Annotated in this window: 13 protein-coding genes; 9 read left to right on the plus strand and 4 right to left on the minus strand. The window is 58.6% G+C overall.

What is annotated here, in order from left to right:
* Positions 1-97: 97 nt before the first annotated feature.
* Positions 98-2617, minus strand: coding sequence for a chondroitinase-B domain-containing protein (locus LRR79_RS03225; protein WP_231758976.1), 2520 nt, complete (start codon positions 2615-2617; stop codon positions 98-100).
* A gap of 664 nt (positions 2618-3281) precedes the next feature.
* On the opposite strand from LRR79_RS03225, the gene LRR79_RS03230 reads away from it, so the two are divergent.
* The 5 genes from LRR79_RS03230 (at position 3282) to LRR79_RS03250 (ending at position 7681) form a co-directional block, all read left to right on the plus strand.
* The gene (locus tag LRR79_RS03230) at positions 3282-3521 is read left to right on the plus strand and encodes a VF530 family protein (RefSeq protein ID WP_231758977.1); all 240 of its coding nucleotides are present in this window, start codon (positions 3282-3284) and stop codon (positions 3519-3521) included.
* 19 nt (positions 3522-3540) lie between these two features.
* The gene (locus tag LRR79_RS03235) at positions 3541-4089 is read left to right on the plus strand and encodes a lipocalin family protein (protein ID WP_231758978.1); all 549 of its coding nucleotides are present in this window, start codon (positions 3541-3543) and stop codon (positions 4087-4089) included.
* Positions 4090-4193: 104 nt separating this feature from the next.
* Complete coding sequence (locus tag LRR79_RS03240) at positions 4194-4739, plus strand: sorbitol dehydrogenase family protein (protein ID WP_231758979.1); 546 nt, start codon at positions 4194-4196, stop codon at positions 4737-4739.
* Between the two features lie 3 nt (positions 4740-4742).
* The gene (locus LRR79_RS03245; RefSeq protein WP_231758980.1) at positions 4743-6350 is read left to right on the plus strand and encodes a GMC family oxidoreductase; all 1608 of its coding nucleotides are present in this window, start codon (positions 4743-4745) and stop codon (positions 6348-6350) included.
* 2 nt (positions 6351-6352) lie between these two features.
* Positions 6353-7681 (plus strand): c-type cytochrome, encoded by a 1329-nt coding sequence (locus LRR79_RS03250; RefSeq protein ID WP_231758981.1) that lies wholly within the window; start codon positions 6353-6355, stop codon positions 7679-7681.
* Here LRR79_RS03250 and LRR79_RS03255 read toward each other — a convergent pair.
* The 3 genes from LRR79_RS03255 to LRR79_RS03265 form a co-directional block, all read right to left on the minus strand.
* Positions 7678-9567: a monovalent cation:proton antiporter-2 (CPA2) family protein gene (locus LRR79_RS03255; protein WP_231758982.1), complete on the minus strand. Its 1890-nt coding sequence runs from the start codon at positions 9565-9567 to the stop codon at positions 7678-7680. The genes LRR79_RS03250 and LRR79_RS03255 overlap by 4 nt on opposite strands.
* Before the next feature lie 42 nt (positions 9568-9609).
* A complete protein-coding gene (locus LRR79_RS03260) occupies positions 9610-10923 on the minus strand; it encodes a cation:proton antiporter (RefSeq protein WP_231758983.1) in 1314 nt (437 codons plus the stop codon).
* A 135-nt stretch (positions 10924-11058) separates the two neighbouring features.
* Positions 11059-11952: a pirin family protein gene (locus tag LRR79_RS03265; RefSeq protein WP_231758984.1), complete on the minus strand. Its 894-nt coding sequence runs from the start codon at positions 11950-11952 to the stop codon at positions 11059-11061.
* A gap of 152 nt (positions 11953-12104) precedes the next feature.
* Between LRR79_RS03265 and LRR79_RS03270 the strand changes: the two genes are divergently transcribed.
* The 4 genes from LRR79_RS03270 (at position 12105) to LRR79_RS03285 (ending at position 15601) form a co-directional block, all read left to right on the plus strand.
* The gene (locus LRR79_RS03270) at positions 12105-12992 is read left to right on the plus strand and encodes a LysR family transcriptional regulator (protein WP_231758985.1); all 888 of its coding nucleotides are present in this window, start codon (positions 12105-12107) and stop codon (positions 12990-12992) included.
* Between the two features lie 52 nt (positions 12993-13044).
* Positions 13045-14031 carry a Gfo/Idh/MocA family protein gene (locus tag LRR79_RS03275; RefSeq protein ID WP_231758986.1) on the plus strand — a complete coding sequence of 329 codons (987 nt, stop codon included), beginning with the start codon at positions 13045-13047 and terminating at the stop codon, positions 14029-14031.
* Positions 14032-14212: 181 nt separating this feature from the next.
* Complete coding sequence (locus LRR79_RS03280) at positions 14213-14617, plus strand: DoxX family protein (protein WP_043319889.1); 405 nt, start codon at positions 14213-14215, stop codon at positions 14615-14617.
* A 12-nt stretch (positions 14618-14629) separates the two neighbouring features.
* Positions 14630-15601 carry a glutathione S-transferase family protein gene (locus LRR79_RS03285; RefSeq protein ID WP_231758987.1) on the plus strand — a complete coding sequence of 324 codons (972 nt, stop codon included), beginning with the start codon at positions 14630-14632 and terminating at the stop codon, positions 15599-15601.
* Positions 15602-15604: the final 3 nt, after the last annotated feature.

Raw genomic sequence — 15604 nt, forward strand, 5'->3', positions numbered from 1 at the left:
TGCGTGGCTTAGGAATTGTGTTGTTAGTTAGCAGGAAGATGAAAGAAAGCGGGCTGCTTGTGAAATGGCCCGCTTTCCATGTTTATCACTTCTAAATTTATGGGCGATAGTTCATGGGGCCCACATCGTCCCCGGTTAGTGGGCGAATGGTGATTGCCGCACTGCTGGTTTCATCGGCGCCGGCATCTGGCAAGCTGTCCCGAGGCTGGCCGTCCATATCCACATCGATTAATGGGAAGTTTTCCTGCGTGGCGAAGCTGTAGACACCGCCATCGACAGCCGGGCTGTTGCTCGATGGGCGGTAAACGCCGCTGCTGTCTCTGGACAACTGCACATCCACGAAGGTTATGCCGTTGACGTTGCTCAGGTCGCTGTCGGAATAGGCTTCGCCATGGAAGTAGTTGCCGTCGATTACGGAATCCACTGGCATACCGTCGGCGGACTGAACAAGTACCGGGCCTACCGCATTGGCGATGACGTTGTTCACCAGAGTAACCGATTCGGGATTGCGTGATTTTTTGCCGCCGTCAATGTTAAGGCTATTTACACAGCCCACGATGGTGTTGTGGGCAATCATCACGTTTTCAAACTGCTGATAGCCGTTGGTGTCATTGCCGTCGGCGCCCATCATTACGATACCGCCGTGGTGGGTGGTGTTGGCGAAATTACAGTCTTCGATGTAATTGTTCACTACCACGTGCCCATCGTCGACGATACGAATACCTGCGGAGAGCGGGTAGCCATCACCGAAGATAAAGTTGTGCGCAATGGTGGCACTGGTGCCGTGGCGGGTAGTGATGGAACCGTAGCTGTGGCGGATGGTGTTGTGCTGGATCACATTGTGCCCGGCCTTGTTGGAGATGATTTCCGCCTCACCCTGGATGTCCTCGAAGTAGTTGTACTCTACCCGGGAATAAGAGCTGATGGTGTGCGTGGCACTGTCACCAATACGCACCGCTTCCAGCTCGTTGTCACTCGCATCGGGGAATTCCTTTCCGTCCAGTGGCGGCCGGTTGCCGAAGTAGTTGTGATCGATCTGTGCGCGATCCGGGTCTGCATCCGACTCCTCGCGGTTGATCAGCAACAACGGGCCGCGATTGATCTTGCCGCTGAACCAGCTGTGGTCGATGCGGTTGTTGGTACCGTAAATATTCAGCCACTTGTTACTGCCATCAAACCCGTGGTCCCAGTCAATGATCGCGAGCTCGGTCATACGACAGTGATGACAGGGGGCGCTGCCCGAACCGCGTGTCTGGATCAGATCACTGCTGGAGGAATTACCATTTTTGAACGTGATTCCCTGTAGTACCAGATATTCGCCACCCATGCGTACCTGGGCTTCGCCACCGAAAATGACCTTGCCTGGATTCTGTGCGGCAACAGTAATCGGCGCACTTTCGCTGCCGATACCGCCCATGCTCAGCTCGACATCGTTATAGGTTCCGTCGGTCAGGCAGACGGTGGTGCCTGCGGTCATGTTCCAGCCGGTGGCAGCTTCCAGTTCCGATGGCGTGGAAACATATTGGGTACAGTGGATTTCCGGCACCGAGTTCAGCTCGCTAAGAGGCAGGCCACCTCCGCCGCTTCCACCGCTGGAGCTGCTACTGGAGCTACCGCCCGAGCTACTGCTGGAACTGCTGCTGGAATTACCGGAACCGCTGCCAGAACTACTACTCGAGCTACTGCTCGAACTACCACCTGAGCTTCCGCTGCCACCGTCGTTATTTATACCAACCAGTTCGACTTCGGTAATGCTGTTCCAGCTATTGGCGCTGTTGCCATAGCCGACAATACGCAGATAGCGGCCGTCGGCCTCTGCGATATCGATGGGCTGAAGTTCTGTGGTGGAGGCTGGCTGTACACCGCTCCAGGCAGTAAACCAATTGTTCCGATCGTTGGAGACTGTGACATCAAAAGTTGCGGTGCGCTGATCGCCTTTGTAAAAGGCAAGCAGCAGTTCGGTCAGGGTACTTTCCTGGCCGAGGTCGTATTCAATCCATGCGCCACTGCCATTGGCGGACCAGCGCGTAGACAAATGCCCGTCGATGGTGTTCTCCGGTACATTGCCATCGTGATCGCTGGCGGAGACCGCAGAGACTTCCAGCAGTTCAGGTGTGGGCTCCGGCTCGCCGTCGCCGGGATCGCTTCCGCCGGATTCGGCTTCGACAAATTCCACTTCCGTAAGGCTATTCCAATCGTTGCTGGTATTGCCGCCGCCGACGATTTTTACGTAGCGCGCATAGGCGCTGCCGAGGTTAAAGGATTCGGGTTCGGTGGACTGTCCGGAGCTTACCGTATCGACAATCAGGTTCCAGCTGGCGTTGTCGTCAGACAGGTACACGCTGAAATAGGTTTGACGGGCGTCGCCTTTATAAAAGGCGATACTAATGGAATCCAGACTGGTCAGAGCGCCCAGATCGTAGGTGATCCACTGGCCATCACCCTGTGCGGACCAGCGGGTGCCCAGATCCTTGTCGAGGGTGTATTCGGGTAGATTACCGTCGTCGGCACTGGCGCTTACAGTTAAAGGGTCCAGAGCGGTGGCGGACGACGCAATGGCAAGTCCGAGTACCGGGGTCGCTATGGCGGATAGCCACAGTTTTTGTCTATTGAACATGAAGCAATTTCTCTCAAATCAACGTTGCGAGAGCGCACAGCAGCGCACGCTCGAATACGAACGAACAAGCGGACATATACTTCACGCAAGGGCCATCATCGCTAGAGAGAAATGCGCACTTTGATAAGTGTCTTTTTATCCCGGGTGATTGTTCCAACCCGGTGATGAGCATTGCGTATTACTTACTTATTATTCGCGTTAGATGTTCAGGCCCGACGCGGTCATCCACCAATTGCGGTAAGGATGCTGTCTGAGCCCGCCGCAGACCTTCAGCCCAAAGGCGCCGGAAATCGGTCGCTTTTTGCGTGAAAATCAGCAGCCAGACCTTACCGCATCTTCCAAAATTGGTGTACAAAATGGGCGGCCAATTGTTGTGACGTGGGCGTGCAAAAACGCCAAGATGGCGCGTAAATTTTTAAATCCGTGGATTTTTGGCTTTCCTGGTCAACCGGTTTAGACAGGTTGCGCTAAGTGACGACAGAGGATTGAGGGGCATGGGGGTGTGTGTACAGCTCGCGAACGCTTTCGATGTAAATTGGTTGACCAATATTGGGGCGGCAGCTGAGGCAGATAGATCCTATACATGGCCGTCACCTGCAACCAATCAGATCCAGTATGGTGAACGGTGAGTTAATTGAATTGCCTTTTTGGATGGTTTTCCCATATGCATCATCAACAACCGAATAACCCGTTACACGCCATCAAACTGGAAACCATCCTGTTGGAGCTGCAGCAGCACTACGGCTGGGACGGGCTCGCGAATCGGGTACCGGTGAACTGTTTTAGAAAAAACCCATCGGTGAAATCCAGCCTAAAATTTCTGCGTAAAACCCCCTGGGCACGGGAAAAAGTAGAGGCGTTGTATATCGCGACCTTCTCGAAAAGTAACCCCTGGAAAAAATAACCGGTTAGAGGTATTTGAAGTGCGCAACCTGATACGGCTGCTGTGGATTACTGCGATCACACTGCTTTGTGCCTGCACGGGCGTCCCCGATGGTGTGGAACCGGTGGAGGATTTCGAGATCAATCGCTATCTGGGCACCTGGTATGAAATCGCGCGCCTGGATCACTCCTTTGAGCGCGGGCTCAGCCAGGTAACCACTCAGTACAGTCTGCGTGAAGACGGCGGTGTGAAGGTACTGAATCGCGGATTTGATGCTGAGAAAGCCAAGTGGCAGGAGGCGGAGGGCAAAGCTTACTTTGTCGACGCGCCGAATGTTGGGCACCTGAAGGTCTCATTCTTCGGGCCGTTTTATGGCTCTTACATCGTGTTCGAACTGGATGACGACTACCGCTATTCCATGGTTTCCGGGCCGGATCGGTCTTATCTGTGGTTCCTGTCGCGCACACCGACGGTACCGGAGGCGGTGTTGCAGCGGTTTGTTCGCCGTGCCGGTGAGCTGGGTTTCGACACCAGTGCGCTGATTCTGGTTGATCAGAAGCTGCAAAAGGATTCACCGCCGCAACCATAATGTGCCAGCGGGCGGCGCAACCGCAGCCGAATCTCAGCGAAATACGACCGCATCAGGCTTTTCTATACTCCCTGTAGCGGATCATTTTGCGGGTGGGAGTGGGTGTGAGCAAAGGTACATCAGAGCGCCGGGCGGGCAAGGGGGATGTGAGCCCCGCTGCACCTCCGGTTGCCGGCCGACGCCGCTTTATGCGACGGCAAGTCTACCTGGGTTGTGGATTGCTGGCGGGTGCCGGCAGCCTGCCCCTGGTGAATGCCGATAAACTGCCGGACAGTGCCAAACAGGTAGGGCACCGGCTGAGTAAATTTTTTGCCGTGTCGCAGAAGCTGCTGCACCCGCTGCCGGTAGATACCCAGATTGACCGCCGCGTCGCCACCCGCCTGCTGTCGGCCCTGAACAGCGAATACCCCTCCTTCGCCCAGCAACTGGACCTTCTTCCCGAAGACCCGGGCCCTGCGGATCGCGCGTCGCCGGTGGCGCAACTGATCGTGGCTGCCTGGTATCTGGGGACGGTGGGGAAGACCCTGGTGACCTACGAACGCGCTCTCATGTATCGCCTCACAGCCGATGCGCTGCCGGTGCCCAGTTACTGCACCGGTAAACCCGGAGACTGGGCCGGTCCACCCAAACTGAAATTCGGGAGGGTTTAGGTTTTGCCAGGCAAGGAAGCCGAATTTGTGATTGTCGGGTCCGGCGTGGCGGGCGCCCTGGTGGCGAATACCCTGGCGAAAGCGGGTAAGTCGGTGATTATCCTGGAAGCGGGGCCCCGGGTACCCCGCTGGCAGACCGTGGAACGCTTCCGCAACCAGCCGGATAAGTCCGATTTTATGGCGGCCTACCGCTCGCCGCCCTGGGCTCCTCACCCGGAGTACGGTGAGTTTGCCAACGACTACCTGATCCTCAAGGGCAGCCATCCCTTCAATTCTCAGTATATCCGCGCGGTGGGTGGCACCACCTGGCACTGGGCGGCCTCCTGTTGGCGTTTTCTCCCCAGCGATTTCAAGGTGAAAAGCCTATATGGTGTCGGTCGCGACTGGCCTATCGAATACAGCGACCTGGAACCCTGGTATCACCGCGCGGAACAGGAGCTGGGGGTATGGGGCCCGAAAGAGGAAGATCTGGGCTCCCCTCGCAGTACCGGTTATCCCATGCAGCCATTGCCGCTGTCGTTTAACGAGGCGCGGGTCAAAGCGCGTATGAACAACCACAATCCCCACTGGAAGGTGGTGACCGAGCCGGTGGCGCGCAACAGCCGCCCCTACGACGGCCGCCCCACCTGCTGCGGCAACAATAACTGCATGCCCATCTGTCCCATCGGCGCCATGTACAACGGTATCGTACACGTGGACAAGGCGGAGGCGAACGGCGCCGAACTGATTCACAGCGCAGTGGTAAACCGGCTGGTGAGCGAGGGCGATCGCATTGTCGCGGTGGAATACAAGGACCCGATGGGCCTCGATCATCGGGTTTCCGGCAAGCACTTTATTCTCGCGGCCAACGGCATCGAGACACCGAAACTGATGCTGATTTCGTACGGACGGAAACATCCGACCGGGGTCGGCAATCGCTCCGATATGGTGGGGCGCAACCTGATGGACCACCCGGGTACCGGGGTGCACTTTTACGCCGACGAACCCTTGTGGCCGGGTCGCGGGCCCCAGGAAATGACCTCGGTGATCGGGTATCGGGACGGCAAATTTCGTGGGCAATATGCGGGCAAGAAACTGCACCTGTCGAATATGTCCGCGGTGGATAAGGCGACCCGTGGGGTGCTGGATCAGCGCGAGCCGGTCAATATCCCGGAGCTCACCGAGCGCATCCGCGATCGCGCTGCGCGCTATGTGGAGTTCAACAGTTTCCACGAGATACTGCCGCAACCCCATAACCGCATTCGTCCCAGTACCTCGGAAAAAGACGCCAGTGGAATTCCGCGGCCGGAAATTACCTACAGCATCGATGACTATGTGGTGAAGAGTGCAGCGCACACCCGGGAAATCTATGGGGAAATTGCTAGGCTGATGGGGGGCACTGACGTCACCTTCAACGATGATTTCGCGCCCAACAACCATATTACCGGTACCACCATCATGGGCGCGGACGCCGCCGATTCGGTGGTGGACAGGGATTGCCGCACCTTCGACCACCCCAACCTGTTTATCGCCGGCAGTTCGGTAATGCCGACGGTGGGCACCGTCAATGTCACCCTCACCATCGCCGCCCTCGCCCTGCGACTGGCGGACACCCTGCTGAAGGAGGTGTGATCATGGGCATGCGCGGTCTGCTGCTGGTAGTCGCCAGCGCCCTGTTCCCGGTAGCGCTGCTGTTTGCCCAGGAAGTATGGGATCAGGCCGCGGAATCCGAGGTGAATACCGAACTGAATCGCCCCGCGCTGATCAAGCGGGGGCGCTACCTGGCGATTGTGGGAGATTGTCAGGCCTGCCACACCCGTGTCGGCGGCACGCCATTTGCCGGTGGGCGCGCGATGCCGATTCCGCTGCTCGGCACTCTGTACAGCAGCAATATCACCCCGGATATCAATACCGGCATCGGCACCTGGACCCTGGAGGAATTTGACCGCGCGTTGCGCAAAGGCATTGGCAAGGACGGGCGCAACCTTTACCCCGCCATGCCCTACGAGTCCTACGCAAAGATCAGTGACGGTGATATTCAGGCGTTATATGCCTACTTCCTGTTTGGTGTTGCGCCGGTCCATGACACCCCTCCACCGAATAAAATCAAGCGTGCCCTGAGTGCCCGCTGGCCACTGAAGATCTGGAACCGTCTGTTTGTTCCATCGGAGCCGTTCGAACGCGACCCCCGGCAGAATGACACCTGGAATCGGGGCGCCTATCTGGTTCAGGCACTGGCACACTGCGGAGCGTGCCATACACCGCGGGGGCTGGCATTTCAGCTGAAGGCTTACGATGACACGGAAAAAGGATTTCTCGGTGGAGGCCCGGTGCTGGATGGCTGGGAGGCCTATAACATCACCCCGGACCCCGACAGCGGCATTGGTGCCTGGAGTGCCGAACAGCTCACGCAATATCTGAAAACCGGCCACGTAAACCGCCTTGCCCAGGCCGGTGGCCCCATGGGAGAGGCCATCCAGTTCAGCCTTTCCAGAATGTCCGACTCCGATGTGGCCGCCATGGTCACCTACCTGCGCAGCATCCCACCGGTAAAGGGCAAGGCGCGGAGTCCCCGCCAGCAGCGCGGCATGCCGGCCACGGAAGTGGTCATCCTGCGCGGCACCCCTCTGGGGGAGGAGCGGAACCCGAAACTGAAGCCAGATGGCGCACGCCTGTATCTGGGGTTGTGTGCCAGCTGCCACGGTGTAGACGGTACCGGTAGTAAAGATGGCTACTATCCGTCCCTGGTGCATAATTCCACCGTTGGTGCGGAAGATGACCACAATCTGCGCCAGGCCATACTGCAGGGTGTCCGCCGCACCGTCGATGGGGAAGAAATCATGATGCCGGGCTTTGCCGGCGCGCTGAACCAGGATCAGCTCAAACAATTGATGACCTATCTGCGCAGACAGTTTGCAGTGCCGGAAAACGAGGTTGAAAAGCCCGCGGCCTCTGCCCGCTAAAGACCTGGCTGCACTTTATTTCCGTTCCCGCTCTGGGCTTTGCCGGCACGGGCATCCCGATCGCTCCAGTGATGATCCAGGTGCAGGTCCGGATCCCGGCGGTCTTCCTGCAGGGCCTGCAGTAGTTGTTCGCGGTAGATCTTGGTTTTCGCCACGTGCTGGGATTCGTCGCGCCAGTAGGGAAACAGCGACTCCAGCATACGCTGGTCGTGCTGTTTGAATCTGCGCGCAGAGCGCTGGGCCTGGTGTTTGGACAGGCCCAGCAGCTGCAGAGCACCCGCGCCGATCTCCAGTGCGCTGTCTACCGTCTCCCGATAGATATATTGCACCCCGGCTTCCATCAGCGCGTACTGATGCATGCGGTTGCGCGCCCGCGCGAGGATGGTGAGGTGTGGGAAATACTTCTGGATACGGCTGACGATCTCCAGAGAGGCGGCCTGATCACTCAGGGTGAGAATGACGATTTTCGCACTGTCTGCGCCCGCCGCATGGAGCAGGTCCTCCCGCGATGCATCGCCGTAATAGGCCTTGATACCGTAGCGGCGCACCAGCTCGAGCTGTTCGGCGTTGTGTTCCAGCAGCGTGGTATCGAATCCGCAGGCGTTCAGCAGGCGCCCGGCAATCTGCCCGTAACGGCCGTAGCCGATGATGATGACCGGCGAGCCGTCATCGTGGGGGCTGCTATCGGCTACATCCGGTTGCCGCGGGCCGCTGAAGAAGCGCGGCTGGATTAATCGCTCATAGGCCATCAGCAACAGCGGCGTAAATGCCATGGATAGAGCGATCAACGCAATCAGAATGCTGCTGACATCCGCCGGCAGCACATGATTCTGACTGGCGTAAGCCAGCAAGACGAATCCAAATTCCCCCGCCTGGGCCAGAGACAGGGCAAACAGCCAGTCTTCTCCCCGCGCCATACCGCGCAGGCGTGCCAGCGCGAACAGGATGGCGAATTTCACCAGCACCAGCAGGGTCAGCAGGCCGAGTAACAGCAGAGGCTGTTGCATCACCAGTCCCAGATCCAGATTGGCCCCGACGGCGAGGAAAAACAGCCCCAGTAGCAGACCCTTGAAGGGCTCTATGTCCGCTTCCAGTTCGTGGCGGAACTCGCTGTCTGCCAGTACCACACCGGCAATAAAGGTGCCGAGTGCCGGTGACAGATTCAGCGCCGACATGATCGCCGCCGCACTCAAAACGATCAGCAGCGCGCAGGCGGTAAACAACTCCCGGGTGCGGGTACCCACTACGATGCGCAGCAGTGGTGTCAGCAGGTAGCGGCCGGCCAGAATCAGTCCGGTTACCGCCCCCAGAACGGCCAGCGCATAGGTCCAGCCTTGCAGGTCATTGGGATCGCTGGCGATTTCCACGGTGGCCAGTAGTGGCAGCAGGGCCAGAATGGGAATGACGGCAATATCCTGAAACAGCAGCACACTGAACGCATTGCGTCCGCCCTCGGTTTTGAGCAGGTCTTTTTCCGATAGCGACTGCAATACAATCGCAGTGGAGGACAGCGCCAGCACCAGACCGATTGCGGTTGCGGTGCGCCAGCCAAAATCGAACAGCACCATGGCCAGGCCACAGATGGCAACGGCGGTGAGCAGTACCTGGGCGCCACCGGTGCCGAATATGGCGCCGCGCAATGCCCACAATTTTCGCGGCTGTAACTCGAGACCGATCAGGAACAGCATCAGCGCCACCCCGAATTCGGCGAAGTGCAGCTCTTCACTGGTGTCCCCCACCAGTCCGAAGGTATGAGGGCCTATCAGCACGCCCGCGACCAGGTAGCCGAGTACCGAGCCAAAGCCCAGCCGCTTGGCGAGTGGTACCGAGACCACCGCTGCGGCGAGAAAGATAACGGTCTGAAGCAGGAAATTGTCGTGCGGCATGAACTGGTTTACTGGCTTAAACGGGGCCGCAGAGCGGCAATATTAATCGGCTTGTGGCGTCGGCGGCTCGTTTTCAGAGAAGCTGGCCTCCCGGCTGCGACGGATCAGTGGCGCAATGGTGGAGCCCTGTACCACGATGGAGAAGAGTACCACGCCGTAGGTCATCACCACCCACAGGTGGCGCAGGTCGTGGGTGGCGTCTTCAAGCACACCATCCACCACATAGCCGGCGGGTATCGACATTGCCAACGCCAGCGCAAGGCCGCCGCGCAGGCCACCCCAGATCAGAATACGTTCGGTGTAGGGGTGGTAGCGGCGATGGCGTTTCAGGAAAAGGAACGGTACACCGACTGCGGCCACCCGTCCCAGCAGCACAATCACGATGGCGGCAACGATCAGCACATAGTCGATGGGTTTGAAGTCGATGGTGATCAGGAACAGGCCCACCATCAGGAACAGGATTCCGTTGAGAAACTCTTCGGTAATGGACCAGAAGTTATCCAGCTCGTGCTGACTCATCCGCGAGAAGCCTTTCTCACGGGTAAAGTTACCGATAATGATTCCCGCCACCACCATTGCGAGAGCCCCTGACACGCCGAGCATATTGGCTGCGGCAAAACCGGCAGTGGGTATCACCAGGGTCAGCAACAGTTCCAGACTGTGGTCGTTGGTGGAGCAGATCAGCCAGTGAAACAGGCCGCCGGTGGCGAGGCCCAGGGCGATACCGCCGAGAGCTTCCACCAGAAAAAGGTGACTGATCGCGGCTACAGTAGGCTCGGTACCCTGGAACGCCAGGGCGTAAATGACCGCAAACACCACCATACCGAAGCCATCGTTAAACAGGGACTCCCCTTCCACCTGAATGGAGACCTGCTCCGGTGCGCGCATGCTCTTGATAATGGCGAGCACGGCGATGGGGTCGGTGGGGGAGATCAGCGCGCCAAACAGCAGGCAGTACACCAGTGCCACCGGCATGCCGATCAGGCCAAAGAAGAAATACAGCATATAGCCGACGGCAAAGGTGGAAATCAGTGTACCAACGATGGCCAGCAGGGCGATCTCCACCTTCTGGTTACGCAACATCAACAGGTCGATGTGCAGGGAGCCCGCAAACAGCAGGAAGCCCAGCATTCCCTTCAACAGCAGGTCTGGCAGGTTCATCAGCGGCAGCAACTGTGCCACCCAGTCGCGCAATTCAACCACTTCCAGTTTGCCGAGGCCGGTGACGATCAGGGAAAGCGCCAGCGAGCCAGCGGTAATGGCGATGGTGGTCTGGGTACGCAGTACATACTGGTTGATAAACCCCAGGAACACGGACACCGCAGCGAGAAAACAGAAGATGTAATAGACGTCCATGTGCGCGGGGGAACTCCAATAGCGGGACTTAAACAGCGGGGCTTAGCAATAAAAATTGACGGTCTGCGTCTCACAGCAGGAGCCTGCCCGGCAGGCTCTTGCACAATCGGCATCCTTCCTGAACCCCGCGAGGCGTCAATCGGTCAGTGTGCCGTTATTGTAGTCGCGCACTGCCTGCTCGATCTCTTCCCGAGAGTTCATGACAAAAGGGCCGTAGTGCGCGATGGGCTCATCCAGAGGTGTCCCGTGCAGCAATAGCAAACCGGTGTCCTCGTCTGGCGCGCGCAATTGTATGGAATCTCCGTCACCAAACAACACCAGATTGCCGCGATTGACCACACCGCGCCCGGTGTCCAGCGCGCCGCGGTAAATATAGGCCAGCACCGAATGGGATCGCGGGACTGGCAGGATGACTTCCGTGCCAGCATTCAGGCGCAGATCCGCCACCGCAGCCTCCGCCGCCGCCTCCAGTAGCGGGCCACATTCTGGCTCACCGCCAATCTGCCACGGGCCGGCGATCAGTCGGATCAGCGAGCCATTCTCATCCAGTGTGAGTTCCCGCACCTGTTCCGGCTGAATATCCCGCCACGCCGGTTTACTCATCTTGTCCTTCGCCGCCATGTTGATCCACAGCTGGAAGCCGTGCATTCCACCCTCGCCCTGGGAGGGCATTTCCGAGTGGATAATGCCGCGGCCGGCACGCATCCACTGAGCGCCGCCCTCTTTGATGGCGCCGCGGTTGCCCAGGTGATCCTGGTGCTCGAATTCGCCGCTCAACATATAAGTGAGCGTTTCGATACCCCGGTGTGGGTGTGGCGGGAATCCACCGATATAGTCGTCGGAATTTTCCGAGCGGATCTCGTCGATCATCAGAAACGGGCTGAAGTCCGGGGACTGGAAGCCCGCCACCCGGTGAATCTTGACTCCGGCGCCGTCGGCAGATGGATGGCCGGCCACAACCCGGGTTGCGGGGCGAATACGGGCGTCGCCCGTACTGTTCTCAGTGACCTTGTGTGTGATATTAGGCATGGTTCTGCTGCTCCATTTCCGGCAGTATAGGCCGATAAAATCGCCAGAAAATGGCAAATAATCGCAGCTAATATTCGACAGGCTCGATAGATTAACCGGATTTCCGTGTTACTCCGCGGAATCAGCCTCACAACCCGGACAAAGGACAGTCAATGGCCAAGGTAACGCTGGAACAGTGGCGTATGTTTCAGGCAGTGGTGGAATACGGTGGCTTTTCCCAGGCCGCAGAGGCGGTGCACAAAAGCCAGTCGTCGATCAATCACGCGGTGCACAAGTTGCAGGAGAGTCTGGGCGTAGCGCTGTTGGAGGTACGCGGGCGCAAGGCGGAACTGACCGATGCCGGGCGCGTGCTACTCAACCGCGCCGGAGGATTGCTGGATGAAGCGGAGGCACTGGAGTCCGTTGCCGCCAGTCTTGCGGAGGGTACCGAGGCGCAGTTGCGTCTGGCGGTGGATGTCCTGTTTGATTACGAGGCCCTGTTCAACGCGGTGGAGCGCTTTGCCAGTGAATACCCGCACACCCGCCTGGAAATCCGCGAGACGGTGCTCTCCGGCGGCGAGGAGCTACTGCTGCAACAGGAGGTGGATTTCATTCTTACCGCGCGGGTTCCCCAGGGCTTTGTGGGCGAACCGGTCTCGCGAGTAAAGTTTGTGCCGGTGGCCCACCCGGACCACCCGCTCCATCAGCTTGGGCGACCAGTAAATCGCGAGGACCTGAAAGCGGCGCGGCAGATCGTGATGCGGGATTCCGCGTTGAAGAACCGCCAGGACGCTGGCTGGCTCGGCTCGGATCAGCGTATTACCGTCACCAACGTGCATACCTCCATTGAGTTGATCGAACGCGGCCTGGGCTTTGCCTGGCTGCCGCAGACCCGCATTCGCGATTCCCTCTCCGCCGACCGCCTGTTACCCCTGCGCACCGAAGAGCCCTGGGAGCGGGAAGCCACCGTCTATCTGGTGTACGCTGACCGCGACCGCGCCGGCCCCGCTGCCTGCCTGTTGCTGCGCGCGCTGCGCGAAGGCCTGCCGCCGGTCGAATGATGGCAGCGACTGATTGTCGCCGGGTTTCCAATGGTTAAAAGGGGTGGAATAGATGGCAAGTGAAAGCGCTGAAATTCGCTGGGGCATTATTGGCTGCGGCGATGTTACCGAGCTGAAAAGTGGCCCTGCGTTCAACAAGGTGGCCGGCTCAAAACTGCTCGCGGTAATGCGCAGGGACAAGGAAAAGCTGCGCGATTACGCCGCTCGCCACGGTGTGCCGAAAACCCATGCCAGTGCCGACGATCTGATCAACGATCCGGAGATCGATGCCATTTATGTGGCAACCCCGCCGGGGAGCCATCGCGAGTATGCACTGAAGATAGCAAGTGCCAACAAACACTGTTGTCTGGAAAAGCCCATGGCGCTCAACTATGCCGAGTGTGAGGAAATCGCTGCGGCATTCGACGGGCTGGATGCACAGCTGTTTGTGGCCTATTACCGCCGCTCCCTGCCCCGTTTCGAACAGGTGAGACAGTGGATCGATAGCGGCCGAATTGGCGCCATCCGGCATATCAACTGGAGTTATGCGCGCGGCCCCTCTGCCGCGGATCTGTCACCGGAGTACGACTGGCGCACCGACCCGGCGGTATCCGGTGGTGGGCACTTTGTCGACCTCGCCTGCCATGGCCTCGACCTGTTTATCCACCTGGCTGGTGACATCGCCGAAGCCCGCGGTATCGCGGTCAATCAGCAGAATCTGTATGACGCTGAAGATGCGGTTTCCGCCTGCTGGGTATTTGAAAATGGCGCCACCGGTGCCGGCTTCTGGAATTTCGGCGCCAGTGACTACTGTGACGAGGTGGTGATCTACGGCGCCAAAGGCACAATCCGCTTTTCCGTGTTTGCGGAGAATCCACTGCAGCTCGAAGCGGGCGATGACCGCGAAACCGCCGATATTGCCCACCCGGAAAATATTCAGTTCTTCCATATCGAAAACATGGTGAAGCACCTGAATGGCGTGGGCCGGCACCCGGTCGCCGGCTCTGAGGGCGGCAAGGCCTCCCGGGCCATGGACCAGATTCTGGCGGGGTTTGGCTAAACCCCGCTTTCCCGTTTTTATTCAGGTTCCCTGCTAAAAAGTCCCTTCGAAAAAGTCGATTCTTTCCGCCGAAAAACTGCGGTTTTCATCGCGAAATCTCGAATTACACTAAACAGCGTTGTCACTCCATACACTTGCTCCCTTGAAACCCTGTTTGAGGGAGCTGCACGAGGACTTCGTTATGAACAGCCCTGTACTTTGCGATTTCACCAAGCTGGTGGGACGTATTCTGATGTCGGTAATGTTTATCGTTGCCGGCTATAGCAAGATCGGCGCCTATGCCGGTACCCAGGAATATATGGCCTCCGCCGGTGTGCCTGGATTTTTTCTGCCATTAGTAATCCTGCTGGAGCTGGGTGGCGGTCTCGCCATTCTGTTCGGCTTCTTTACCCGCTGGGTGGCACTGGCGATCGCCGCCTTCTGTCTGATCAGCGCATGGATGTTCCACAATGTGCCCGGTGATCAGATGCAGCAGATCATGTTTATGAAAAATATCACCATTGCCGGCGGCTTTCTGATTCTGGCCTGCGCTGGCGCGGGCCGATTCAGCTTTGACCACGCCATGGCCAAAGTGAAGAGCAAATAAGGAGACGCTGCGATGGGACTGCTGGTAAACGGCGAGTGGAAAGACAAGTGGTACGACACGGACAAAAGCGGCGGTGAATTCGAGCGCGAGGCGGCGCAGCTGCGCAACTGGGTCACCGCCGATGGCAGCGCTGGCCCCAGTGGCGAGGGCGGTTTCGAGGCGGAGAAAGGTCGCTACCACCTCTACGTCTCCCTCGCCTGCCCCTGGGCCCACCGCACCCTGATATTCCGCAAGCTCAAGGGGCTGGAGGACTACATCGGTGTCTCCGTGGTCAGCCCCTACATGATGGAAAACGGCTGGACCTTTGACGAAGACGAAGGCAGCAGTGGCGATCATTTATACGGCAGCGACTACCTGCACCAGATCTATACCCGCAACCGCCCCGACTACTCCGGGCGGGTGACGGTGCCGGTGTTGTGGGACAAGCAACGCGAGCAGATCGTCAGCAACGAGTCGGCGGAAATCATCCGCATGTTCAATTCCGCGTTCAATAAGCTGACCGGCGACGCGCAGGATTTTTATCCACAGGATCTGCGCGGGGATATCGACGCCACCAACGCGCTGGTTTATGAAAACGTCAACAACGGGGTGTACCGTGCCGGTTTCGCCACCAGCACCGAGGCCTACGAGGCCGCCTACCACCGGCTGTTTGAAGTGCTGGAACAGCTGGAGCAGCGCTTGCAGAGTAACCGCTACCTGACCGGTGATCGCGTGACGGAAGCGGACTGGCGGCTGTTTACTACACTGATCCGGTTCGATGTCGTGTACCACGGTCACTTCAAGTGCAACAAGCAGCGGCTGGCGGATTACCCCAACCTGTGGGGTTATGTGCGCGAGCTGTACCAGTGGCCCGGCGTTGCCGACACGGTGGACTTCCACCATATCAAGACCCACTACTACGCCAGCCACCGCAATATCAATCCCACCGGCATTGTGCCCGTGGGTCCGGAGCTGGATTACGCCGCGCCCCACGGTCGCGGATGACTG

Origin of the sequence: Microbulbifer elongatus (assembly GCF_021165935.1) — a bacterium.
Lineage (GTDB): Bacteria > Pseudomonadota > Gammaproteobacteria > Pseudomonadales > Cellvibrionaceae > Microbulbifer > Microbulbifer elongatus.